Genomic DNA, 21,272 nt, shown 5'->3' with positions numbered 1-21,272 from the left:
TGGCACTCGCCGGGTTCACAGCTCGCCGCGAGCCGCGAGCGCCTTGATCCGGTCGGCGGTGCGCAGCGCGATCGCCTGGATCGTCAGCGAAGGATTCACGCCGCCGACGGTCGGAAACACCGAACCGTCGCAGATCCACAGGTTGCGGACGTCCCAGCTGCGGCAGTCGGCGTTGACGACGCTTGTGGCCGGATCGTCACCCATGCGAGCGGTGCCGTTCAGATGGCACGTGTCGTCGGTTTCGCGCCAGATGTCCTTGCCGCCTGCGGCGGCGAGCGCGCGTTCCATGAAGTCGAGCGAGTGATCGATCAGGCGCCGGTCGTTGTCGCACCACGAGTAGGTGACACGGGCGACCGGCAGGCCATACTGGTCTTTCTCGTCGGCAAGCGTCACGCGGTTCCTCTCCTGCGGCAACATCTCGCCCACTATCTTCAGCCCCGCCTGATGGTTGTAGGCCTGCATCTCCCTGGCGAGCGAGTCACCCCACAGGCCGCGACCGTTCTGCGACGCAGCCCAGGCGTTGGGCAGCGGCCCCTGGCTCATGTACGCATAGCCGCCGAAGAAGTCCTTGTCCTTGTCTGTGTAGTTCCAGTGTTCGGTGATGGCGAGCGACGGCGGCCCCTTATACCAGCGGATCTCTTCGTCGAAGGTGCCGTAGACGGCCTGATTCGATTGCGCCATCAGGTTCTTGCCGACCAGACCGGAGCTATTCGCAAGCCCGTCCGGAAAGCGGCTGTTGGCCGACATCAGCAGCAGGCGCGGCGTTTCGATCGCGTAGCCGGCGACCACCACGTTCTTCGCGCGCTGGAACTGCCAGCGCCCTTCGCGCAGATATTCGACGCCGGTCGCGAGCCCGGCTTCGTTGGTCACGACCCGGCCGACCATCGCGAGGTCGCGCACTTCGGCGCCCGCTAGAAGCGCGCGCGGAATCCACGTGACGAGCGCGCTCTGCTTCGCGTTGGTCGCACAGCCGGACACGCAGAAGCCGCGATACACGCATGGATGCGCCTGGCCGCGCGGCGCAGAGAGCGTCGCGAGCGGCGTCGCACTCCAGCAGACGCCAAGCGCCTCGGCGCCGCGCGCGAGGACCATTGCGGCCGCATTCAGTTCGTGCGCGCGATACGGATAGCGCGGCCGTTTCGGTCCCCACGGATAGTTGACCGGTCCGGAGATCTTCAACGCGTCTTCGACCTCCGCGTAGTAACGCCACATTTCCCGCCAGTCGAGCGGCCAGTCCGCGCCGTAGCCCAGCAGGCTGCGCGATTTGAACCACTCGGGGCGAAAACGCAACGACACCATCGCGAAATGAACGGTGCTGCCGCCGACCGCCTTGCCGCTATTGTTGTTGCCGAGCCTCAACGGGTTATCCCCGTCGCAGATTCGCTCGTCAGTCCAGTAAAGTTTTTCCTGATGCGCCTCGTCCGACGCGAATTCTTCGAGTGGACGCCACCATGCTCCTGCGTCAAAGGCAATTACCCTGAAGCCCATTTCTGCGAGGCGGCAAGCGAGCGTGCCTCCGCCCGCGCCGGTGCCAACGATCGCGAAGTCCACTTCCTCGTCGTTCGGATATTCACGCATCGGCACCCAGCCGCCGCGCGTGAATACGTCTGGCGCCCGGCCGGCGGTGCCGCGAATCTCGTGCAGCGCGTCATCGAACATGGCGATTCTTCTTTTGCACCTGCGCGCGATCGTCGGCATGCGCTTCGACCGGCTCCCATGGATCACGTCGACCAAAATACATGCGCACGTAACCCCGCGGGTTGGCAGGACCGCCGAAACCGATCTCGCTCCATGCGTGCGGATGCGCGTAATACTGCCCGCAGATGTCATGCAGCACCCGTTCCTCGAAGAAGAGCCGGGCGGGCATCCCATGCCACGCATCGCCTTTCACTTCACCGCGCTGCATCTGTTCGAGAAGCTCGTTTTTCTGGTCGCGTGTAAGGCTTGCGAAGGGCAGTTCATGACGCGCGCGGCTTTCGGCATCGAGCGCGGCGAGACCGACGCGCCAGGCATCGCGCAGAGGCGGCAGACGTGCGTCGCGATAGCCGTCGCCCCGGCCCCCATGCAGACGTGCATCGAGCAGCGCGGCAAGTGGCACGGCCGGTTGCGCATTCGCCTGCGGCACAATGCACGCGCACAAGGCATCCACTGCGAGCCATTCGACCGCATTGAAGAACCGCGGCTCCTGCGGCGGCGCAAGGCGCGCTGCAATGACTGCGCGGGTTGGCTCGTCCCACGACGGCGTATCGCGTTTGTCGAGCACGTCATAGCCAGGATAGCGGGTTTCTCGTCGTATCATGTTTCTGTCTCCCGCAGTTTCAGCGCGGCAAGCCCCGCGAGCGCGAGCGCCGAGAAGCTTGGCGGGGCGGGCAATGGCGGCCCGGCGAACAGGTTCTGGCTCCAGTTGCGCCAGCCGCCCTGACGCCGCGCGATGCCGCGCGCGTGAAAGCCCGTGCCGGCAACACCAAGCAGCGCGGTCGCGCGCAGCCACAGCCGTATGTACCAGCGCTCGCGCGGCTGCGCCAATGCCGCTAGCGTGAGTAGCGCGGCAGCGACCGGGGGTACGGATACTGGCGCATACATCGCGCGATGCTGGAACGAGCCGCGAAAGTGCAGTAGCGCGGCCTCCCCAACGGTGCCGATCAGACCGGCCGCAACCAGCAGCCCCAATGCCCGTCCAGCCGGCATACCGAACAGTCGCGGCTCATGCGCTGGCTCGTCGCGAAGGCGTTCTGCGACCGCCCCAAGCGCGCCCGAGAGCAGCAGGGCCATAGGTGCGCCGACCGGTGCCGCATGAAAAAGGTTGTTCCAGCTCAAGCTACCCGGCCGCTTCGTCACGTTGTACAGGTGAAATCCGGTGCCCGCGAGGCCAGTGGCCGCCGCGCCGTAATAGACCGCGTGACGCACGCGATGTGCGCGTTTCTCGCGGTCGCTGCCGCCGTGCAGCCCGGCAGCGAGCGACAGACTCGCGACCGCGAGCGGCGCCCACATCGCCGGATTGTCGAACGAGCCGCGGTAATGCTCCAACGCACTGTCGGTCAGCACCGAGAGCGCCAGCAGCGCCGAACTCCGGTTGAAGCTGCGGGCGGCTTCCACGTGAGCCTGGGTAGCGGATGCGACGACGCCGCGCGTGGAATAGCGTGCGGCCTTTGCACTGCCACTAGTGCTCATCGCAGTCAAGGCGGCCGCGCCGGCCGCCGCTGCCAGGATGCCGAGTACGGGTCGCACGTTCATTGGTTCGATTTCCCTGGCTCGGCGGTTTGCGCGACGAGATATCGGGCTGCGTCAGAGTGCTTGAATTCGAGGCCGCAACCGGGGCGCGACAGATCTGGCGAGATCGCGCCATCCCGCGCTTGCGGCGCCCCGTCAAACAACATCGCTTCGATACGGACGTGATCGTGAAACCATTCCTGATGACGCAGGCGCGGCGCCGCGCAGGCCGCATGCAGATGCAATGCTGGCGCGCAATGCGCGGACAGCGGCACATGTCGAGCGTCACATAGCGCGGCTGCCTGCAGGAAGCCGGTAATGCCCCCGCAGCGACTCGCGTCCGCCTGCAGCACATCGACCGACGGCGCTGCAAGCAGATAGAGGAAATCGTCGAGCGTGTAGCCGTATTCGCCAGCGGCGACGTCCATGCAGGGAGGCGCGTGTTCGCGCACAAAGGCGAGGCCGTTGGTGTCGTCGGAAGAGACAGGCTCTTCAAACCACTGTACATTCTGCTCGGCGAAGCGGTGCGCACACTTGATGGCCTCACGCGCCGACAAGGCGCCATTAGCGTCGACAAACAGACCAGCGTCCTCGCCGATCGCTTTGCGGGCCGCTTCTACCCGTTGCGGATCGCGCAGCGGTTCGCTACCGACTTTCATCTTGACCCAGCGGCAACCATCACGCTCAATCCAGCTCGCTAACTGCTCCTGCAGGCGCGCGTCCGTGTAGGAGGTGAAGCCCCCACTGCCATAGAGCGGTACACATTCGCGCGCGGCGCCAAGTAGCGCAACCAGCGGCATGTCGAGCAGCCTGGCCTTGAGATCCCAAAGGGCGCAGTCGATGGCCGAAACTGCCGTTGCGGCGAGGCCGCTGCGCCCCAGATTACGCACTTGACGTTGCATGCGCTGCCAGTGCGCCCGAATCTCGAAGACATCGTGGCCGAGGACGCATGCAGCGAGCGTGTGCTGGATCAGCGCGACGTTGCTCGCATCGCTATACGTGTAGCCGATGCCTGTCGCCCCGCCAGCAATCACCTCGACGAGAACCAGCGTAGTCGCGTCCCATGCAAGGGTACCGTCGGCTTCCGGCGCGTCGGTGGGGATACGGTAGGCGCTCGCGCACAATGCCGTGACGGGCGTCTGCGGGCGCAGTGTCGAATGGTTAGCCATGGTCGCGCGAGGCCTTGACTTATTTGTCGCGATGACCCGGCATCACCGCGCTGAGCACCTGTTTAGCAGTATCGATGATCACGTTGCCTTCGTCGGGATCACCCTGCATCAGCGTCGACGCGAACGCCTTCGCCTGCGCGAGCGTGATATGCGGCGGTAGCGGCGCGATGTTCGGGTCAGCCTTCACTTCGATCACGACTGGTCGGTCCGCGGTCAGTGCTTCATCCCAGGCCGCTCCCATTTTCTCGGCGTCGTCAACGTAGATGCCTCTCAGCCCGATCAGCTCCGCAAACCTGTGATAAGGTACTGAGGGAATGTCCTGCGACGCTTCGAACTTTGGATCGCCCTCCATGACGCGCTGTTCCCACGTGACCTGATTGAGATCCTGATTATTCAGCACCATGCAGATCCAGCGCGGGTCGGCCCATCGTTTCCAATATTTGGACACGGTGATCAGCTCAGCCAAGTTATTCATCTGCATCGCGCCGTCGCCAACCAGCGCGATCACTGGCCGTTCGGGATAGGCAAACTTGCCCGCGATTGCATAGGGCACCGCCGCGCCCATCGATGCCAGGCCGCCCGAAAGCGAGCACATCATCCCGCGCTGCACTCGCAGATCACGCGCGTACCAGTTCGCGATCGAGCCAGAATCGCTTGTGACGATTGCGTTTGCCGGAATCCGCTTCGACAGTTCCCACACCGTGCGCTGGGGATTCACCGCATCCTGACCGGCCTGGTGCGCGCGCTCGTCGAGCGTTTTCCACCACTCGGAGGTCCAGTCGGTGATCTGCTCGCGCCACGCGCGGTCCGTCTTCTCTTCGAGCAGCGGTAGCAGCGCGCGCAGCGTTTCCGCGCTGTCGCCGACGAGATTCACTTCCATCGGATAGCGTAGACTCAGCATGTCGGCTTTCAGGTCGATCTGCACGCCGCGCGCGTCGCCTTCCTTTGGCAAGAACTCCGCGTACGGGAAGCCAGAGCCGATCATCAACAGCGTATCGCAACGGGTCATCAAGTCGTAGCTCGGTTTGGTGCCGAGTAGGCCAATAGACCCGGTCACGTACGGCAGATCGTCGGGCAGCACGGCTTTGCCGAGCAGCGCTTTGGCCACCCCCGCGCCGAGCTTTTCAGCGACCGCGATCACTTCGTCAGTCGCGTGAAGCGCACCAGCGCCAACAAGGATCGCAACTTTCCTGCCCGCGTTCAGCACATCGGCGGCCTGGCGCAACTGGTCATCGTGCGGCACCAGCCGCGGCGCCTGGTAGCCAACACCTGAGTGGATCGTGCCGTGCTTGCGCGCGGGCGGCTCATACGGCAGGTCCTGCAGATCGTTCGGTAACACCAGCGCGGCAACCTTCCGTTCCGCGAGCGACGTGCGGATCGCACGGTCAATCAGATGTCGGATCTGCTGTGGCACTACGGCCTGTTCGACAAAGGCGCCCGCCACATCCTTGAACAGCGAGACAAGGTCGACTTCCTGCTGATAGTGGCCGCCGAGTGCGGCACGGGCCTGCTGACCCGTGATTGCGAGCACGGGCATGTGATCAAGGCGAGCGTCGTATAGTCCCGTGACCAGATGCGACGCCCCGGGTCCTGAGGTGGCTATACACACGCCCAGTTCGCCGGTGAACTTTGCATGGGCGGAAGCCATGAACGCAGCCATTTCTTCGTGACGCACCTGAATGAATTCGATCGGCTCGCCTGCGCGGTTTCTCGCCTTTTCGCCCTTCGCCTTCACGGCTGCGTTCTGCGCGCGGTTCAGCGCGCCGAACACGCCATTGATGCCGTCGCCGGGATAGCCGTAAATGCGACGTACGCCCCACGCATGCAGCCGCTCGATGATAAAGTCGCCGACGGTTTGTGCCATGGAGCCTCCGAAAGTCGCTAATGGTTATCCGTGATTTCATCCGTAGCAACCCGCGTTCCGGTGTTTTTCAATCCGTAATGTTGCGACAGCCGGGGACGCCAAATTGGCTTCCCGTGGACTTTACAAAGCGGGACGCCACGTAAGCGTCCACACAGTCATCTCCGACATGCCGTGCCGACTTCGTGCCGCGAAAGTTTTGGAATTGCGCCGCCATCTGGCGAGTGCGCAGAACGTTGTTGCCACCCCCTTGCGCCTGCGTATGCAGCACCCCACCAGCCAATCCTCGTCAAAACTTCGATCAAGCGCTCTGGACGGCTACAAGTCTCGGCAGAAGGGACTAAAAACGCTTACCTCGCTGAAAAATGCGGGTGTGGCATGCACCTTGCGAAGGAGATTTGGCAAAGATTGGGCCGCCAGGAATCCATCATGCCGAATATCGCTGTTATCTCCGGAGCGAGCGCGGGCGTTGGCCGTGCAGCCGCCGAAGAATTCGCGCGCCACGGTTATGACGTCGCGTTGCTCGCTCGCGATGCCGATCGGCTGGAACGGGCGGCGCAGGCCATCACCGGACGCTACGGCGTACGCACGGTCGCGTTCGTTACCGACGTCGCGAGCGCAGATCAGGTCAATGCTGCCGCGGACGCCGTGGAACGACGGCTCGGCCCCATCCGGGTCTGGGTCAACGTCGCGATGGCGACCGTATTCTCTCCAGTGTCGGCGCTAACGGCCGAGGAAGTGGAACGCGGCACGCAGGTCACCTATCTTGGCCAGGTCTATGGAATGATGGCCGCACTCGCACGCACGCGGAAGCGCAATGCTGAACATCCGACAACTTGGGGCCAGCATGCAACTCATGCAAATGCTGCAGATCGCTCTGCACTTCGATCAGCACCTGAGCAGCCTGATCGTCCAATACGGTACAGCCGTGTACGCGATGCTGTTTATTATCGTGTTCGTTGAAATCGGCTTTCTGCCGTTATTTTTCCTGCCGGGCGATCCGCTCATTTTCATTTGCGGCGGGCTGTCAGCCACCGGCGCGTTGAACGTCTGGCTCGTGATGTCAGTGCTATTCGCGGCCACTGTGGCGGGAAGCATCGTCGACTATGCAATTGGGCGCGCGATCGGTGAAAAGGTTTATACGGCCGATTACCGCTGGCTCGACAAGAATGCGCTGCGCCGCGCGCATGCCTTTTACGAAGCTCGCGGCGGATTAACCTTTCTGTTATCGCCATTCATTGCCGTAGTGCGTACTTTCGCGCCGTTCGCGGCCGGCGTTTCGCGCATGACGTTTGCGCGATTCGTGTCGTTCGTGACCGCGGGCGCGGCACTGTGGATCGGCTCTCTCGTCGCGGCCGGCTATCTGTTCGGCAATGTGCCGCTCGTACGCGATCACATGAGTTCCATCGTGCTGCTAGGCGTCGCGCTCGGCGTCGGATCGCTGATCGCAAGCGCATTGTGGCGACTCGTCAACAGCCGCTCGCGCATTCATTGAGTAAGTGCTTTCAGCTTACTTTCTGTGCGCTCCTTTGCGCGAATCGCGCGGGGCTGCCGCCCCGCGTTTGCTCCCCCGCATTTAACGCTAGATCCAGCCTTCGATATTCAGCCCGCTCGCGCGTTCAGCCTCTTCCCGCGATACAGCGCGGACGGTTTGCCCGAAGCTCCAGATATGTCCCTCCGGGTCCCGCGCCGCATAAACACGGTCGCCGTAAAACTGATCCGCGGGCTCGCGGGTAATGACCGCGCCCGCCGCACGCGCGCGAGCGCAATGTTGGTCGATACCGTCGCTCAGTTGCACATGCACTGACTGTGTATTTTTCCCGCTCACAGTAACCGGGCTCACGGAGTCTGCCGACCATTCACGGCTGATCATCACGTAGCTGTCGCCGTAACGCATTTCGGAGCGTGCGAGTTGCCCGGCGTCGTCGGTAATCACGAGTTGACGGGTGAAGCCAAAAGCCCGTTCGAGCCACTCAAGAGCGGCCAACGGATCTTTGTAATAGAGCGCCGCGCCGAATGACGGTCGATGCAAAGATTCGCTCATGACATCCCCTTGCAGGCTCAGCAAACGCAACTTGAATGACCGCGGATCGAACCGCGCATCCACTCAGCCGCGCGCATACTATTGGCTGGCGGACGAAGCAGGCGCCGCGCTGCTGGGTTGACTCGTGCCGCCCGCGGCCGCGCTCTCGCTCGCACGCTTCGCGGCGTCGCTTTGGCCACTGGTTCCGTTGGCGCCCGCCGAATTGCTCATCACGCCGCTGCTTGCGGAACTCATCGTGTCCTTGCTGGTGTTGTCCTCTTTTTTGCAGCCAGACGCACCTACGGCCAGCGCCGCAATGAATATGGCGAGTAACGCGCTCTTCGGATTGCAATGCATGGTGGCACCCGTTCGGTTTCGATTCGTCGTTGCGCGAAGCGCGGCATGACTCCTCGATAGGAGAACGGCGCAGCATCGACTGTGCCTGGTGAAACTAATAAATCATTCCGCGCAAGGCGGCAAGCGGTTTGCTGCAACTCCCGTTACGTGGACCACATATCGCACACTGCACTCCGTCAAACCTAAGGAGAACCGGATCATGCTGCTTAACGACGAAGAACTTGCACGCCTTGACGGCGTCGCGCCGTTTCTCGAGAGCGAGGCGAAGACGTCGCTCAACTTCGCACCGAATTATGAAGTCACCGCCGAATTCGAGACGCATCTGCAACCGGGACTGCGCATCCGTGCCCCAGCGTCGGACGCGGCATCGGAGGACCCAGAAGCGCCGCCGTATCCGTTGAACCTCTTCGTCGGATTGCCGCTCGATGAACTACGCAACCTCGCCTACGCAGACGATATGGCGCGCGAGGCGATGATTGGACGCTTCGGCGCATCGTTTACCCCGCGCCTGCTGCGCGCAATCGAAAAAGAAACGCCAGGCGCGATCAATCTGGATGCAGGGATCCAGAACGATTCGGGCACGCTGTCGGTGATGCTCGACGAGCCAGAGCAACGGTGATCACCACACGCCTGGAACGCCCGCCGAGATTCCATGGCAATGCCTTAACAAGGACGCGCGAGCCACGTGTATTTACTTCCCGGACGCTTGCACATTTGACAGCGGAGACAGCGGCCTCCGCGCGTCGCGCGCCCGGGTTGGTCTACCGGGTGCTATTCGTCCCCCACTCCTTTCGATACCTCGGCGGGGCTGCCGTACTCCTGATCCGGCAAGCGTTCCAGTGCATCGAGCACCTCGTCGTCGGCGCCATTGCCCTTTGCGGTGTCCAGCAGGCTTGCTTTGTCGGCGGGATACGAAGCGCCCTTCAGCGCCTTCTGGACATCGATGAATTTGCGGATGGGACCGCCGTTCGAACTTGAATTAGACGTCGCCATGTGCCTCTCCTTGGTTTGCATGCGGTCCCGCTAATTCAGCATCGCGCGTTCCTCGCGGGCGCCCGGTCCTTTACGCGTGTTCTGCCGCCGCAATGCACAACGTAGCTTGTGTCTCGGCATAGCAGGAATGAATCTGGCTCGACAGTTTCATTCAAAGAGCCTCCTTTAGTTGGGATGGCTCACTTTCTTCACTATTGCAAGCAGGGGATCTTGCCGTGAGCACAGCGGACCGCGAAGCCATTCTCTTCAACCAGCAAGCGATTCTGGCGGAATTCGGCGAGCTTGAGCTTCGCTCCGACGAGGTTATGCGCTGCAAACGGGCAAGCCCGCAATTTCGCCCGACATCGCTGCTGAAAAGCGCTTTCGCTATTCGCAGTTCATCGTCGATGCGGGCGTGAAGGCGCTGATCAACGTCGTGATTCTCGGCGGAAAAGAACGGCCTGCATACGGCGTGTTGCAAGTCGACAGTCGCACGCCGCGCGACTTCAACGACCTCGACACTGAATTCTTGCGCTCGTATGCGAACCTGCTCGCCGCCGCGGTCGAACGGCTTCGGATTGCGGCCGAGACGCGCAAACATGCCGTCTCGCTGCACGAGAGCGAAGAGCGCTACCGCATGCTTGCGACGCAGATACCGCAACTGGTGTTCACCTGCCTCATTAGCGGCGAGCGCACGTGGGGCAGTCCTCAGTGGATCGAATACAGCGGCATTTCGGAGCAGGATAGTCTCGGCATCGGATGGCTGGATGCAGTGCATCCCGGCGATCGCGAGGCAACCATGGCGGCGTGGAGCGTGTGCGGTGTGAAAGGAGAATATGCGGTCGAGCACCGCATTCGCCGCGCGTCCGACGGCACGTACCGCTGGTTCCAGACCCGCGCGAAGCCGTTGCGTGCAGAAGGCGGCGTCGCGGCGTGGCTCGGCACATCGACCGATATCGAAGATCAGGTTCGCGCACGCGAAGCGCTCGAACGCGGCAGCGAGGAACTCGAAAGACGTGTATCCGAGCGCACCGCGGAATTGCAGCGGGCGGTGGATACGCTTCATTGTGAAAGCCGCGAACGCTCGCGCGCCGAAGAACGTTTGCGCCACAGCGAGAAACTCAAGGCCATTGGCCAGCTCACCGGCGCATCGCCCACGACTTCAACAACATGCTGCAGGCCATCATGAGTTGCCTGAGTCTGATCCGGGTGCGCATGCAGCAGGGCCGGCCAACCGACGTCGTCACGCTGGTCGAGCGGGCGGAAAAAGGCGCAAGCCGTGCGGCGACATTGACACACCGGCTGCTCGCGTTCGGACGCCAACAAACGCTCGAGCCGCGTCTCGTGAGCCTGGATGCGATTGCGCACGACATGGAAGACATGATTCGCCGCGTCGTCGGTTCGGGCATCAACCTGGAACTCAAACTCGGTGACGGGACGTGGCTGGTTTTGTGCGACCCGAATCAGATGGAAAGCGCACTCGTCAATCTGTGCGTGAATGCTCGCGACGCGATGCCGGACGGCGGGTGGCTCACCATCAGCACGAGCGAAGTGATATTGACCGACGCAGAAGTCGCCGGATTCGACGACGCCCAACCTGGACGTTACTGCTGCATTGCTGTGTCGGACACGGGCACAGGCATGTCGCCGAAAATCATGGAACACGCGTTCGAGCCGTTCTTCACGACAAAGCCGTCGGGCCAGGGCGTCGGTCTTGGCCTCAGCCAGATCTATGGCTTTGTCAGGCAATCCGGCGGAATTGTGCAGATGGAAACCGCCCTCGGCAAAGGAACGACCGTACGCCTATGCTTGCCCGCCTCCGTGCAAAAGGAAGATATGCAGGACGAGCACAAGGATCCGGCAAAAACGATCGTCCTTGTCGAGGACGAAGAAATCGTGCGGGAAGTCACCGCGGAGCAATTGAGGGAACAGGGCTACCGCGTACTGGAAGCGGACAGCGGCGCGGCGGCATTGCGGCTGCTGCATGCAGGCGCGCGTTTCGATCTGCTGATCAGCGACGTCGCTTTGCCCGGCACGATCAACGGCCGGCAGGTCGCCGAGCCCGTGAGACAACGGTATCCGGCGATGCCGGTCATTCTGGTCACCGGCTATGCGCCAGGCGATGCGCTCTCCGACATGGAAGTCATCCGCAAACCCTTTGCTCCCGAAGTACTCGCCGACCGCGTGCGCGCAAAGCTCGAACAATTGCGTACCGATGCAGACTAGACTGTTTACTTAACCCGCGGTCAGTAGACTCGAGTGGCTACTGATCTAACAGAGTCACACGCCATGCCAGTTTATGACTATGAGTGCGCCGAATGCGGCGCTTTCGAAACGGCGCGCCGCATTGCGGAGCGTGACGAGCCAGTGGCGTGCCCTCAGTGTGGGGCCACCGCTGCACGGGTGGTAATCGGCGCGCCTTCGCTCGGTGGCGGCTCGCCCGACGCGCGCGAAGAAAACCGGAGGCTATGGGATGCGGCATTTTGGTGGATGCTCCTGCTGCTGAGATGTCGGCACGCAATGTGCTATCTCCCGGTCATGAGCCAACATCCCGGAGAAAGAAATGCGACCAGGAGAATCCCGCTCAAGCGCGGATAGCATCGACACCGTTCCGCAGACGTCCAGCCCTGCCTACGCAGCGCGCAACCCCGTCACGCGCGCGTTCGACAACTTCGCGAGTTCGGTAACGCGGCTTGCCGGATCACCGATCGCGTTTGGTATCGCCGTCATCACGGTTATCGTTTGGGCCGTCACGGGACCATTCTTCCACTATTCCGACGCGTGGCAACTCGTCATTAATACCGGCACGACGATCATCACTTTTCTGATGGTCTTCATGATCCAGCAAAGTCAGAACAAGGACAGTGTTGCGATGCATCTGAAGCTCAATGAATTGCTGGCTTCGCATCGCGCGGCGAACAATCAGTTAATCGGTATTGAAGACGCATCCGAAGACGATCTTCGCCGTCTGGCAGAAGCGTATTTGCGGTTGGCGAGCAAGGTAGGCACGCAAGGCAAGCACACTGTCGACGTGGATGCTTGCGTGGAAAAAACCGGCGCCGGAAAGGGCAAGGAGCACGAACGCGCTTAATTCTGTGCATCGCCCGAATCGGCCGAGGCGCCTTGTACGCCAGCGTCGGACTCGACATAGCCAGGCAGGCCAAGCGCAGCCTGGCTTTTCGCCAGTTCAACCGCTCGTTGCACCAGTGCAGCGTATTCCGATGAGTCTGCGGGAAGCGGGAGCCTGTGGCGAAAGAAATCCGCCCAGCGGAATTCCGCCAAAGGCACACTCGTTCTCTGATAACCACCGGCATCGCGCACCGAAGCGGCGAGGCTGCGGAATTCGTCGTCTATCATTTCCCAGACGTGGAGCGGCATATCGGCAAAGGACACCCGCTGGCCACGCTGATCGTATGGAAATGTCCAACGATTGTTTTCGAGCGTGAGCCAGAATTCGGCCGGCGAAGACGTGGACAGATCCCGGATCAGCACGACAGGTACCGACGTTATATCGGCCTGCCAAAGAGCCGCGGCCACGTGGTGATGGTCGATCACGTACGGTTCTTCCTGGGGTCCAAGGACGATCGGGACGGGTTTCTCCGCAATGGCCATGTCAAGGTCATGACCGGACAGCGACTGATAGAAGCGCGTTTTTTCCTCTACCTCGCGCAATCCGTGCGTGACTTGCGTGGGGCGCAAACGATCGATGTCCAGTGACTTCATTGACGTCTCCATTGTTATTAGCGCAATGCGATGGCTCCCCGCCGATCGGGCGGATCAGTACTCCGGGTTCAGCAGGTCCGCCGCGACAACTTCGGCGCCTTTGCGCGCTGCGGCCTCACGTGCTTCAAGCGCGGTTTCGAACGGACCTATCATCGGCGCGCCGTCGTACGGAAATATCAGCCGGTCGTCTGTTGTGCGTACGACCTTCAGGTCGCCGGTAAACGTGCCGGTCACAGTACGCCGATACGTCGGGTAGATTCTGTAATCGCTGGCGGTAATGGTTATACCGTCGGGCGATGCCGGATGCCGCAGCGAACTATTATGAAAGTGCAACTTCCTTCTCACCATCTCGATTCCTGCAATTGCGAGTCGACTGTTTCAGGGGTCAGGAAATACGCGCATCGATGCGCCAAACGCAGGCGCGGCGCACATCGAATGCGCGCCGCGCCCTCTCCCGCGGAACGGGACATCAGCGCCGGATTTACGGCGCCGGTGAAACGTTCAGCGGCCGATCAGGGCTGACGTTGACCGCCCTGGTGCTGCGGCGTCTTCTGCTGATTCTGCTGTTGCTGCCCGCTCTGCTTGCCCGCATTCTTCGGATTACCCGGTTGCGTATTGGATTGCTTCGGATTCGCTCATTTTCAGCTCCTTCATTTACGAAGTAGTTCGTCGAAGTACTGCGCACTGCTCGCAAGACTAATGGGGACTTTCTTCCTCGTATTCGGTACGAACGCCCTGCGGCAGCCAGGGCTCTTTATGGCAGCACCATAATTCGTAAGTCGGCTCGTAAAGCCCGGCGCTATCGAACGCGCCTAGCGGTAAGTCGAGTTCATCGCTGTCCACGTACTCCATGAACGCAACCGATCCGCAGGTCTGGCAGAAATATCGCCTTCCTTCCGCCGAGCTTTGCCACATCTGGACCGGCCCGGACAACTGGACGGCGTCGCGCGCGAACATCGCATATGCGCCGAATGCACTGCCATGCACGCGACGGCAGGTCATGCAATGGCACAGAGAGACGCGCCTCGGCGCTGCACTCACCTCGAACCGCACGGCTCCGCATGCGCACCCACCGGTCTGCGCCGTCTTGCCGGCTGCCGAGCGCGGGGCGTCCTCAGTGTGCATATCGCTCTCCAATACGATGTTGCGGTACAGACTCGCGAGCCCGAATCAACGCAATGCCCGCCACCCGCCGAAGAGCGCAGCAGGCCGCGTGCCACGAGGCGCGCCACCCGCCACGCGCATGCCATTTCGTGTGCGATTCGAGCATTGACGTCGAGCCCGAATCGCAGATAACAACAGTTCTACTGGGTCACGCCCTTCTTCGCCGCAAGTTGTTGAGCCCGCTGGTAATGCTCCTTGATTGTCGGCAACGCCTTTTGCGCGGCCTTCTTCAGGTCGGCGTTCTGTCCTTCTGCAATTTCCTTTTCGAAGGCGGCAATCGCTTGCTTGTGGCCTTCAAGACCGACCTTCTGGATATACGCATGATCGAATTCCTTGCCCTTCAGCGGCTTCAATGCGTCGAGCACACTCGGGTCCGAATTGTCCTTCGGTACTTCCACGCCATGCGGCGCGGCCATTTTCAGCTGGACGGTCAGCTTCGTGTGATCGAGCATCATGTGATGGGCAAACGATTTCACGTCTTTATCACTGGAATTGCTAGTCGCGAGTTTTGCCGCGTCGATCTCCGTCGACGAAGACATTGAAGCTGCCTGAACAAAGTCTTTGTCCACCTGTGCGAGCGGATTGGCGGCGGTAGTGGAAGCGGCTTGTGTCTGTGCATTCGCGGCGACCGGAAGCAGGCTGAAACAACCGCACGCTACTGCAATTACTGTCATCTTTTTCATGCGTTTCCTCACTGATTTTCTAACGGGTAGCTCAAAGCGGCGCAATGTTCGTTGCGACACGAGAGACGCAGCAACCGCCATGCCGCCCCTGCGGCCGTGATGCGCATTACGTTGATTTTGGCCCGACCCGTGTTCGTGATCGCAGCATGCCCCAAGCAGAAATTGCGCGGTTTTATCGCAACGATTACAAGCATGCTTGACGAGAATCGGCGCCGTTTGAAGACGTCCTGGGATGCTAGCCGGGAGCGCCCCTTGCTCGACTCCCGTTGCCTTCCAACCAACCCACGGGAGAATGAAATGGCGACGAAACCGAATGACCAGGACGACACCGAGCAAAGCACGGGTAACGATCAATCTGGAGAAGGAACATTTGAAACCGATGTCTCCGAAACCGACGACGAGGGCACCACAGTCCGGCAAGCGGAAGTAAAAGAGGACGATCTGTCGGAAGTGAAGAAAGACAACTCCTGAAGCCTGCAACGATGGACGCGTTCGCACGTCGCGCGGACGCGGCTGCAACCCAACCTCAAGACACGACTGCCCCGTGAGAATCGCTCAAGTCGCCCCTCTCTACGAATGCGTCCCCCCCTTCGCTTACGGCGCCACCGAGCGCGTCGTGTCCTACCTCACCGAAGAACTCGTTCGGCGTGGCCACGATGTCACGCTGTTCGCTACCGCCGACTCCACCACGGCTGCACGTCTTGTGCCGATCTGCGAACGCGGACTATGGCGCGATACGACCGTGTGGGACACGCTCACGCACCACGTGAGGCAGCTGGCCCGTGTTGCGGATCTCGCGAACGAGTTCGACGTCGTGCATTTTCATGGCGATCCGCTGCACTTCCCGTTAGCAAGAGCGTTACCGTGCAAGTCGCTCACCACGCTTCATGGGCAATTGCTGCCTGTGGATCACGGGCCGCTTTTTCGCGAATTCGCGTCAGCGCCGCTCGTGTCGATTTCCAACGATCAGCGCAAGCCGGTGCCCTCCGCCAACTGGCAAGCAACGATCTATCACGGTCTGCCGCTCGACGAATTCGAGTTTCAGCCGGAGCCTGCGTCGTATCTGCTCTTTCTCGGCCGCTTGATGCCCGGCAAGCGGCCCGACCTCGCCGTTGAAATCGCAAGGCGCGCCGGACTGCCGTTGAAAATGGCCGGCAAAATCCATCCCGGCGAGCGGGAGTACTTCGCACAGCAAATCGAACCGCTGCTGGAAGATTCGCGCGACTTCACCGACTATCTCGGCGAAGTCGGCGGTGACCTACGCAGGCAACTCATCGCGAATGCGCGAGCGCTGCTGTTTCCAGTGGAATGGGCGGAGCCGTTCTGGATGGTGATGATCGAGGCAATGGCATGCGGCACGCCGGTCGTTGCATTTGGACGCGGCGCGGTGCCCGAAGTGCTGACGCATGGCGTGAACGGGTTCATCGTCGATAACGTCGAACAGGCTGTCAGCGCGGTCGCGCGCATCGGCGAAATAGATCGCGCAAAATGCCGCCGTTCGTTCGAGCAGCGCTTCACGGCTGCACGCATGGCGGGCGACTATCTGCGCGTGTATGAAAATCTTCTCGCGGGAACACCCGCACCGGTGCCGGCATCCGACACCGGCGCGGGCGCACGACTTTTCGGCTAGCAATCCGCCGGGCCGAATCAATCAGCCACGGCCCGCGGCGGGCCGTGGCAAACAGCATTAGCCGACGTTGACTTCAATGCGGCGTGGCCGCGCTTCTTCGCGTCGCGGAATGACGAGCTTCAGCACGCCATCCTGAAGGTTCGCCTCGATTTTCGACGTGTCGAATTCCGCACCCAGCGTGAACGAACGCGAGAAATGCGGCGCGCGGATTTCCGCGTTTTGCAGACGCAAGCCGGCGCGCGTCGGCACGCTCGCTTCGGCCTCGATGTGCAGATTGCCGTCGTGCACGCGCACCTCCAGCTTCTCTTTCGACACACCCGGCAGGTCGGCCCACAGCGTGACGCCGTGCGCGTTTTCGATCACATCGACGGGCGGCGTCAGCGTCGCGCGCTGCTCAGCCGGCTCGCGCTCGCCGCGCGCCACGGGTTGCTGCTCCTTTTGAACAACTTCGGTCGTATCGCTCATGATTCGCTCCATCATCGTGAGGTCATTGAATGGTGATTGCACGCGGTTTGGACGACTCGCGCTTGCCGACGCTAATCGACAGACAGCCGTTCGTGTAGCGCGCCTCGACCTTGTCGGGGTCGGCCTGCTGCGGCAGTTCGATCACGCGGCGGAAAGAGCCTGTAAAACGCTCCTGAGCATATTGGCGCGTGGACTCGTCCGCCTCCGGCGCGACGCGCTTGCGCTCGCCGGCCACCGTCAGCAAGCCTTTGTCGATGGATACGTCGAGTTGCGACGCATCGATACCGGGCGCAAACGCGACGATCTCGATCGAGTCGTCGGTGGTGCCGATATTGATTTGCGGAAAGGCCGACAGACGGCCAGAGCGGATGCTCGAAGGGAAACCGCCGAACACCGCCGACATCTGCTGCTGCAAACGGTCGAGCTGGCTGAACAGGTCGGTCGCGAAGTAAAGGTCACTCATGATCGTTTCCTCCTCGGTAGTACCGGGGCAAGGAGACGGACGGGCCTACGCGCTCCAGTCCGCCTGCCCGCACCCGCTGACAGACAAATCGAAACACGCAGCGCGCCGCCGGGACGGCGCGTCTGCCTGAGCGGAATCTAAAATAGATTCGGCTACGACGATTTCAAGACCCTTTTGCGCAAATTTTTGGCCTTGAAAAATACAACGGAAACCACATAGTCGTGCGAGATCAAAGTGTCGGAGAAACAGGCATGGAATTCGATTCGGACTGGCTAACTCTTGGACGGCATCGGGTCTACCTGCGCTCGCCAGGAGGCTTTCCAACGGAAACAATGCGAACCGCCGTGGACGTCATACGCATTGCGATAGAAAACAATATGAGTGCGCGCGCTAGGCTCGTGGATGTCACGGTGCGAGAGGAAAAATCGTACGACGTATCGGTCGGAACGACCTTCGCCGAAGACCGGCTTTGCGCCCCGCAACTCGAAGCGGCAATTGCCACGGTTCTCGGTTTGATGCCCTCGCAAGTGCGGATCTTCGTGACAGTCGTCACGCAGGAAGAGGTGGACTTGCACTTCGGCGTATACGAACGGATGCTGGCCGAGAAGATCAGTGGACTGGCGCCTATCGGGCGGATTGAGCAGGACAGCGCGCGCCTTTGCGCACAGACAGCGGCGCAAGACACCTTGGGCACGTTGGAGTTTTCCGACACCGTTGACGCTCTGCGCAGCAAAAGCTGAGCATGTTGACCGCAAAAGCCCTGCCTTAAGATTTCCTTCAGAATTGCGCGATAAATTTAATGAAAGCCTTTTGCCACGCGACACTGGCGAGCAACGCTCTCCGGACATCAAATAAAAATACGAGAGAACCCCTATGCCGAAGGGACCTTCAGCCGCCGCCACCGCGACTGCCCGTGTTACTTACGCGGTTGAACTCGCGCGGGGTGCCTCGCACATCAGCAGTACATTAAGTCCGGAAACCGAAAGGCGCGCAACCGTCGAGACGGTCGGCGAGTTTTGCGACCTGTACGGCGAAGCGAAGCTGCCCCTGTTCCAGAAGCTCCTCGCAGAAGAATTGCGACAACGCGGCAAGAGGGAAGCCGCGCTTGCGGTCGCTCAATTCAAGTTCGTCTGCAATTGCGCCGGGCGCTGACGCGCGGGGAGCCTACCCCGACTACTTGTCGAAACCACGCAGCATCGCACCCAATTCGTCCATGCTATAGGGCTTGCGCAGCGCTCCCCAGCGAAACGGCAGCTTGTCCACCGACGGCATCTCGTGACCCGAAGCAAAAATCACACGTAACGTGGGCCGAATCTGCGTAGCCCGCTGCGCGAGTTCGAGACCGGACATGACCGGCATGGACAGATCGGTGATCAACACGTCGAACGGTGTTCTGCGAGGAGCTGCAGCGCTTCTTGCGGCGAGCCGGTGACAGCGGGGTCGAGGCCCAGCAGCTTCAGCAGCTCGCCGATGGCCTCGGACGTATCGAGATCGTCGTCGACCAGCAGCAAGCGCATGCCCTTGTCAGCCGCTCCCCCCTGATTTTCGCCGGTGTCATCGTTACGCGCGAGCGGAGCGACGCCGAGTATCTGCCGGATCTTGTACGCCAATTGTTCGCGGCTGTATGGTTTGCTCAGCAATTCAACGCCGGGATCGAGCCGACCGCCATGCACGATCGCGTTCTGCGTATAGCCGGACGTGAACAGCACCTTCATGCGCGGCAACAACTGCACCGCCTGGGCGACCATCGCGGGGCTGCGCAGCGGGCCGGGCATCACCACGTCTGTAAAGAGAAGGTCGATGTGCACGCCGCTGCGCACCACCGCGAGCGCCTGCTCGGCGTCGTTGGCCTTCAGCACGCTATAGCCGAGACCCGACAGCGTGTCGACCACCGTCGATTGCACCTCCTGGTCGTCTTCCACCACCAGGATCGTTTCCGTCCCGCCGAGCAGCGTCAGCGTGACCGGCGGCGAGGTCGGCGCCTCGACCGCTTCTTCCATCGAGCGCGGCAGATAGATCTTCACGGTCGTGCCGTGTCCGACTTCGCTGTAGATCCTGATGTGGCCGCCGCTCTGTTTGACGAAGCCATACGCCGTGCTCAGGCCGAGGCCGGTGCCCTCGCCTTCGGGCTTGGTCGTGAAAAACGGATCGAACGCCCGCTGCACGATATCCGGCGCCATGCCCGTGCCGGTGTCGGTTACGGCGAGCATCACGTACTGGCCGGAGGGCACGTCCGGGAAGCCCGCGACGTACTGATCGTCGAGCATGGCGTTCGACACTTCCATCGTGAGCTTGCCGCCCTCCTTCATCGCGTCGCGTGCATTGATCGCGAGATTGAGGATCACGTTCTCCATCTGGTGTACGTCGACGAGGGTATTCCACAATCCACCCGACACGACGGTCTCGATCTCGACCGTTTCGCCGAGCGCACGGCGCAGCAGGTCGTCCATACCCCGAATCGCGGCCGCAAGATTGATGACGATAGGCCGCAACGGCTGCTGGCGCCCGAACGCGAGCAATTGCGACGCGAGCTTCGCGCCGCGCTCCACCGCGTCGATCGCCTTGTCGAGGCGTTCGCGTGTCCAGCCGTCGCGTTTGTGCCGGCTTTCCAGCAATTCGAGGTTGCCGCGCAAAATCTGCATGACGTTGTTGAAATCGTGCGCGACGCCGCCCGTCAGCTTGCCGATGGCTTCCATTTTCTGCGACTGCACGAGCGCGATGCGCGTCTCTTCCAGCAGACGATTCGCTTCCATGCGCTCGGTGATATCGCGCGTGATCTTCGCAAAGCCGACCAGCGCGCCGCCGTCGCGGATCGCGTCGATCACGACGTGTGCCCAGAAACGCGAGCCGTCCTTGCGCACGCGCCAGCCTTCTGCTTCGAAACGGCCGTCGCGTGCAGCGGCGGCGAGCCCGCGCTGCGGCAGTCCGCTGCCGGCGTCTTCAGGCGTATAGAAGCGCGAAAAATGCGAGCCGATGATTTCACTGGCCGTATAGCCCTTGATACGGCGCGCGCCCGAATTCCAGTTGGTCACCATGCCTTCCGGCGACAGCATGAAAATCGCGTAATCGGTCACGCCGTCCACCAGCAGGCGGAAACGGCGCTCGCTTTCGAGCACCGCGTCGTGCACCGTCTTTTTGTCGGTCATGTCGCGCACGATCTCGCCATAGCCGAGAAGCGTGCCGTCCTGCGAGCGCAGCGCCGTGAGCACGACGCTCGCCCAGAATGCTTTACCGTCCTTGCGCAGGCGCCACCCTTCGCTCTCGAAGCGCCCTTCGCTACGCGCCGTGTCGAGCGCCCTTTGCGGCGAGCCCTTCGCGCGCTCTTCAGCCGTGTAGAAGATATCTAGCGGCTTGCCGACGACCTCGTCCTCGCGGAAACCGTGAATGGCTTCACCGCCCGCATTCCACGAGCGGATCCGGCCGTCTTCGGACAAACCGATCACCGCGTAGTCGCGCAGGGATTGAACCCAGATGTTGGCCCAGTTCTGAACGATGTCATCGGGCTCGTATGCATGCGCCATTAACCTGCTCCATCGAGAATAGGCTGTGGAC

At 61.7% G+C, this 21,272-nt stretch carries 25 protein-coding genes and 3 pseudogenes; 13 read left to right on the top strand and 15 right to left on the bottom strand.

All coding sequences use genetic code 11. The features are described from left to right. Positions 1 to 15: 15 nt before the first annotated feature. From LFL96_RS35540 to LFL96_RS35520, 5 genes are read right to left on the bottom strand one after another with little or no spacing between them, the layout of a single operon-like run. Entirely contained in the window at positions 16 to 1,659 is a 1,644-nt protein-coding gene (locus LFL96_RS35540) for a GMC family oxidoreductase (RefSeq protein ID WP_281004320.1), read from the bottom strand. Beyond that, positions 1,649 to 2,299, bottom strand: a complete 651-nt coding sequence (locus LFL96_RS35535) for a gluconate 2-dehydrogenase subunit 3 family protein (RefSeq protein ID WP_281004319.1) — start codon at positions 2,297 to 2,299, stop codon at positions 1,649 to 1,651. The genes LFL96_RS35540 and LFL96_RS35535 overlap by 11 nt, the downstream gene beginning before the upstream one ends. Continuing rightward, complete coding sequence (locus LFL96_RS35530; RefSeq protein WP_281004318.1) at positions 2,296 to 3,234, bottom strand: hypothetical protein; 939 nt, start codon at positions 3,232 to 3,234, stop codon at positions 2,296 to 2,298. Before LFL96_RS35530 ends, LFL96_RS35535 begins: the two co-directional genes overlap by 4 nt. Further along, a complete protein-coding gene (locus LFL96_RS35525; RefSeq protein ID WP_281004317.1) occupies positions 3,231 to 4,379 on the bottom strand; it encodes an enolase C-terminal domain-like protein in 1,149 nt (382 codons plus the stop codon). Before LFL96_RS35525 ends, LFL96_RS35530 begins: the two co-directional genes overlap by 4 nt. A 19-nt stretch (positions 4,380 to 4,398) precedes the next feature. Continuing rightward, positions 4,399 to 6,243: a thiamine pyrophosphate-requiring protein gene (locus LFL96_RS35520; RefSeq protein WP_281004316.1), complete on the bottom strand. Its 1,845-nt coding sequence runs from the start codon at positions 6,241 to 6,243 to the stop codon at positions 4,399 to 4,401. A 426-nt stretch (positions 6,244 to 6,669) separates the two neighbouring features. Here LFL96_RS35520 and LFL96_RS35515 point away from each other — a divergent pair. Further along, positions 6,670 to 7,059 (top strand): annotated as a pseudogene (locus LFL96_RS35515) (SDR family NAD(P)-dependent oxidoreductase); the annotation flags it as partial. Between the two features lie 118 nt (positions 7,060 to 7,177). Beyond that, positions 7,178 to 7,735 (top strand): VTT domain-containing protein, encoded by a 558-nt coding sequence (locus tag LFL96_RS35510; RefSeq protein ID WP_281004315.1) that lies wholly within the window; start codon positions 7,178 to 7,180, stop codon positions 7,733 to 7,735. Positions 7,736 to 7,822: 87 nt separating this feature from the next. Here the strand turns inward: LFL96_RS35510 and LFL96_RS35505 are convergent, their stop codons facing one another. Then, the gene (locus tag LFL96_RS35505; RefSeq protein WP_281004314.1) at positions 7,823 to 8,284 is read right to left on the bottom strand and encodes a VOC family protein; all 462 of its coding nucleotides are present in this window, start codon (positions 8,282 to 8,284) and stop codon (positions 7,823 to 7,825) included. Between the two features lie 78 nt (positions 8,285 to 8,362). Beyond that, entirely contained in the window at positions 8,363 to 8,518 is a 156-nt protein-coding gene (locus tag LFL96_RS35500; RefSeq protein WP_281004313.1) for a hypothetical protein, read from the bottom strand. Between the two features lie 301 nt (positions 8,519 to 8,819). Here LFL96_RS35500 and LFL96_RS35495 point away from each other — a divergent pair, with 301 nt between their 5' ends. Continuing rightward, on the top strand, positions 8,820 to 9,239 hold the full coding sequence (locus tag LFL96_RS35495) for a hypothetical protein (RefSeq protein WP_281004312.1): 420 nt from the start codon (positions 8,820 to 8,822) through the stop codon (positions 9,237 to 9,239). A gap of 152 nt (positions 9,240 to 9,391) precedes the next feature. Here LFL96_RS35495 and LFL96_RS35490 read toward each other — a convergent pair whose 3' ends face one another. Then, on the bottom strand, positions 9,392 to 9,613 hold the full coding sequence (locus tag LFL96_RS35490) for a DUF2795 domain-containing protein (protein WP_020068372.1): 222 nt from the start codon (positions 9,611 to 9,613) through the stop codon (positions 9,392 to 9,394). Between the two features lie 215 nt (positions 9,614 to 9,828). On the opposite strand from LFL96_RS35490, the gene LFL96_RS35485 reads away from it, so the two are divergent. From LFL96_RS35485 to LFL96_RS35465, 5 genes and pseudogenes are all read left to right on the top strand, one after another. Next, a complete protein-coding gene (locus tag LFL96_RS35485; protein ID WP_281004311.1) occupies positions 9,829 to 10,011 on the top strand; it encodes a hypothetical protein in 183 nt (60 codons plus the stop codon). Continuing rightward, a complete protein-coding gene (locus LFL96_RS35480) occupies positions 9,924 to 10,781 on the top strand; it encodes a PAS domain-containing protein (protein ID WP_348638462.1) in 858 nt (285 codons plus the stop codon). The genes LFL96_RS35485 and LFL96_RS35480 overlap by 88 nt, the downstream gene beginning before the upstream one ends. Further along, the gene (locus LFL96_RS35475; protein ID WP_281004310.1) at positions 10,763 to 11,818 is read left to right on the top strand and encodes an ATP-binding protein; all 1,056 of its coding nucleotides are present in this window, start codon (positions 10,763 to 10,765) and stop codon (positions 11,816 to 11,818) included. The genes LFL96_RS35480 and LFL96_RS35475 overlap by 19 nt, the downstream gene beginning before the upstream one ends. Before the next feature lie 63 nt (positions 11,819 to 11,881). Continuing rightward, positions 11,882 to 12,098: pseudogene (locus LFL96_RS35470) on the top strand (zinc ribbon domain-containing protein). Between the two features lie 57 nt (positions 12,099 to 12,155). Next, positions 12,156 to 12,683: a low affinity iron permease family protein gene (locus tag LFL96_RS35465; RefSeq protein WP_087753777.1), complete on the top strand. Its 528-nt coding sequence runs from the start codon at positions 12,156 to 12,158 to the stop codon at positions 12,681 to 12,683. Here LFL96_RS35465 and LFL96_RS35460 read toward each other — a convergent pair. Both LFL96_RS35460 and LFL96_RS35455 read right to left on the bottom strand, forming a co-directional pair. Further along, positions 12,680 to 13,315, bottom strand: coding sequence for a ParB/Srx family N-terminal domain-containing protein (locus LFL96_RS35460; protein ID WP_281004309.1), 636 nt, complete (start codon positions 13,313 to 13,315; stop codon positions 12,680 to 12,682). The genes LFL96_RS35465 and LFL96_RS35460 overlap by 4 nt on opposite strands. A 54-nt stretch (positions 13,316 to 13,369) precedes the next feature. Then, complete coding sequence (locus LFL96_RS35455) at positions 13,370 to 13,663, bottom strand: DUF6723 family protein (RefSeq protein WP_087753779.1); 294 nt, start codon at positions 13,661 to 13,663, stop codon at positions 13,370 to 13,372. Positions 13,664 to 13,719: 56 nt separating this feature from the next. Between LFL96_RS35455 and LFL96_RS35450 the strand changes: the two genes are divergently transcribed. Then, entirely contained in the window at positions 13,720 to 13,980 is a 261-nt protein-coding gene (locus tag LFL96_RS35450) for a hypothetical protein (RefSeq protein ID WP_281004308.1), read from the top strand. Between the two features lie 31 nt (positions 13,981 to 14,011). Here the strand turns inward: LFL96_RS35450 and LFL96_RS35445 are convergent, their stop codons facing one another. Beyond that, positions 14,012 to 14,440 carry a GFA family protein gene (locus tag LFL96_RS35445; RefSeq protein ID WP_281004307.1) on the bottom strand — a complete coding sequence of 143 codons (429 nt, stop codon included), beginning with the start codon at positions 14,438 to 14,440 and terminating at the stop codon, positions 14,012 to 14,014. Between the two features lie 179 nt (positions 14,441 to 14,619). After that, positions 14,620 to 15,162: a DUF4142 domain-containing protein gene (locus LFL96_RS35440; protein ID WP_281004306.1), complete on the bottom strand. Its 543-nt coding sequence runs from the start codon at positions 15,160 to 15,162 to the stop codon at positions 14,620 to 14,622. A 192-nt stretch (positions 15,163 to 15,354) separates the two neighbouring features. On the opposite strand from LFL96_RS35440, the gene LFL96_RS35435 reads away from it, so the two are divergent. Both LFL96_RS35435 and LFL96_RS35430 read left to right on the top strand, forming a co-directional pair. Beyond that, the gene (locus LFL96_RS35435) at positions 15,355 to 15,633 is read left to right on the top strand and encodes a hypothetical protein (protein ID WP_281004373.1); all 279 of its coding nucleotides are present in this window, start codon (positions 15,355 to 15,357) and stop codon (positions 15,631 to 15,633) included. Between the two features lie 73 nt (positions 15,634 to 15,706). After that, complete coding sequence (locus LFL96_RS35430) at positions 15,707 to 16,792, top strand: glycosyltransferase family 4 protein (protein ID WP_281004305.1); 1,086 nt, start codon at positions 15,707 to 15,709, stop codon at positions 16,790 to 16,792. Between the two features lie 57 nt (positions 16,793 to 16,849). Here LFL96_RS35430 and LFL96_RS35425 read toward each other — a convergent pair whose 3' ends face one another. Then, complete coding sequence (locus LFL96_RS35425) at positions 16,850 to 17,257, bottom strand: Hsp20/alpha crystallin family protein (protein ID WP_281004304.1); 408 nt, start codon at positions 17,255 to 17,257, stop codon at positions 16,850 to 16,852. 22 nt (positions 17,258 to 17,279) lie between these two features. Next, the gene (locus LFL96_RS35420) at positions 17,280 to 17,720 is read right to left on the bottom strand and encodes an Hsp20/alpha crystallin family protein (RefSeq protein WP_281004303.1); all 441 of its coding nucleotides are present in this window, start codon (positions 17,718 to 17,720) and stop codon (positions 17,280 to 17,282) included. 251 nt (positions 17,721 to 17,971) lie between these two features. Here LFL96_RS35420 and LFL96_RS35415 point away from each other — a divergent pair, with 251 nt between their 5' ends. Continuing rightward, the gene (locus LFL96_RS35415) at positions 17,972 to 18,460 is read left to right on the top strand and encodes a hypothetical protein (protein WP_281004302.1); all 489 of its coding nucleotides are present in this window, start codon (positions 17,972 to 17,974) and stop codon (positions 18,458 to 18,460) included. Between the two features lie 133 nt (positions 18,461 to 18,593). After that, positions 18,594 to 18,872 (top strand): hypothetical protein, encoded by a 279-nt coding sequence (locus LFL96_RS35410; RefSeq protein ID WP_281004301.1) that lies wholly within the window; start codon positions 18,594 to 18,596, stop codon positions 18,870 to 18,872. Between the two features lie 21 nt (positions 18,873 to 18,893). Here LFL96_RS35410 and LFL96_RS35405 read toward each other — a convergent pair. Continuing rightward, positions 18,894 to 21,241, bottom strand: a pseudogene (locus LFL96_RS35405) (PAS domain S-box protein). Between the last annotated feature and the right edge of the window lie 31 nt (positions 21,242 to 21,272).

It is taken from the genome of Paraburkholderia sp. D15 (genome assembly GCF_029910215.1).
Lineage (GTDB): Bacteria > Pseudomonadota > Gammaproteobacteria > Burkholderiales > Burkholderiaceae > Paraburkholderia.
This window is presented reverse-complemented; position numbering and strand designations above follow the sequence as displayed.

Coding starts and splice junctions, on each gene's coding strand:
- LFL96_RS35540 (WP_281004320.1), bottom strand. CDS start 1,659: ATGTTCGATGACGCGCTGCACGAGATTCGCGGCACCGCCGGCCGGGCG.
- LFL96_RS35535 (WP_281004319.1), bottom strand. CDS start 2,299: ATGATACGACGAGAAACCCGCTATCCTGGCTATGACGTGCTCGACAAA.
- LFL96_RS35530 (WP_281004318.1), bottom strand. CDS start 3,234: ATGAACGTGCGACCCGTACTCGGCATCCTGGCAGCGGCGGCCGGCGCG.
- LFL96_RS35525 (WP_281004317.1), bottom strand. CDS start 4,379: ATGGCTAACCATTCGACACTGCGCCCGCAGACGCCCGTCACGGCATTG.
- LFL96_RS35520 (WP_281004316.1), bottom strand. CDS start 6,243: ATGGCACAAACCGTCGGCGACTTTATCATCGAGCGGCTGCATGCGTGG.
- LFL96_RS35510 (WP_281004315.1), top strand. CDS start 7,178: ATGCTGTTTATTATCGTGTTCGTTGAAATCGGCTTTCTGCCGTTATTT.
- LFL96_RS35505 (WP_281004314.1), bottom strand. CDS start 8,284: ATGAGCGAATCTTTGCATCGACCGTCATTCGGCGCGGCGCTCTATTAC.
- LFL96_RS35500 (WP_281004313.1), bottom strand. CDS start 8,518: ATGAGTTCCGCAAGCAGCGGCGTGATGAGCAATTCGGCGGGCGCCAAC.
- LFL96_RS35495 (WP_281004312.1), top strand. CDS start 8,820: ATGCTGCTTAACGACGAAGAACTTGCACGCCTTGACGGCGTCGCGCCG.
- LFL96_RS35490 (WP_020068372.1), bottom strand. CDS start 9,613: ATGGCGACGTCTAATTCAAGTTCGAACGGCGGTCCCATCCGCAAATTC.
- LFL96_RS35475 (WP_281004310.1), top strand. CDS start 10,763: ATGCTGCAGGCCATCATGAGTTGCCTGAGTCTGATCCGGGTGCGCATG.
- LFL96_RS35465 (WP_087753777.1), top strand. CDS start 12,156: ATGCGACCAGGAGAATCCCGCTCAAGCGCGGATAGCATCGACACCGTT.
- LFL96_RS35460 (WP_281004309.1), bottom strand. CDS start 13,315: ATGAAGTCACTGGACATCGATCGTTTGCGCCCCACGCAAGTCACGCAC.
- LFL96_RS35455 (WP_087753779.1), bottom strand. CDS start 13,663: ATGGTGAGAAGGAAGTTGCACTTTCATAATAGTTCGCTGCGGCATCCG.
- LFL96_RS35450 (WP_281004308.1), top strand. CDS start 13,720: ATGCGCCAAACGCAGGCGCGGCGCACATCGAATGCGCGCCGCGCCCTC.
- LFL96_RS35445 (WP_281004307.1), bottom strand. CDS start 14,440: ATGCACACTGAGGACGCCCCGCGCTCGGCAGCCGGCAAGACGGCGCAG.
- LFL96_RS35440 (WP_281004306.1), bottom strand. CDS start 15,162: ATGAAAAAGATGACAGTAATTGCAGTAGCGTGCGGTTGTTTCAGCCTG.
- LFL96_RS35435 (WP_281004373.1), top strand. CDS start 15,355: ATGCTTGACGAGAATCGGCGCCGTTTGAAGACGTCCTGGGATGCTAGC.
- LFL96_RS35425 (WP_281004304.1), bottom strand. CDS start 17,257: ATGAGCGATACGACCGAAGTTGTTCAAAAGGAGCAGCAACCCGTGGCG.
- LFL96_RS35420 (WP_281004303.1), bottom strand. CDS start 17,720: ATGAGTGACCTTTACTTCGCGACCGACCTGTTCAGCCAGCTCGACCGT.
- LFL96_RS35415 (WP_281004302.1), top strand. CDS start 17,972: ATGGAATTCGATTCGGACTGGCTAACTCTTGGACGGCATCGGGTCTAC.
- LFL96_RS35410 (WP_281004301.1), top strand. CDS start 18,594: ATGCCGAAGGGACCTTCAGCCGCCGCCACCGCGACTGCCCGTGTTACT.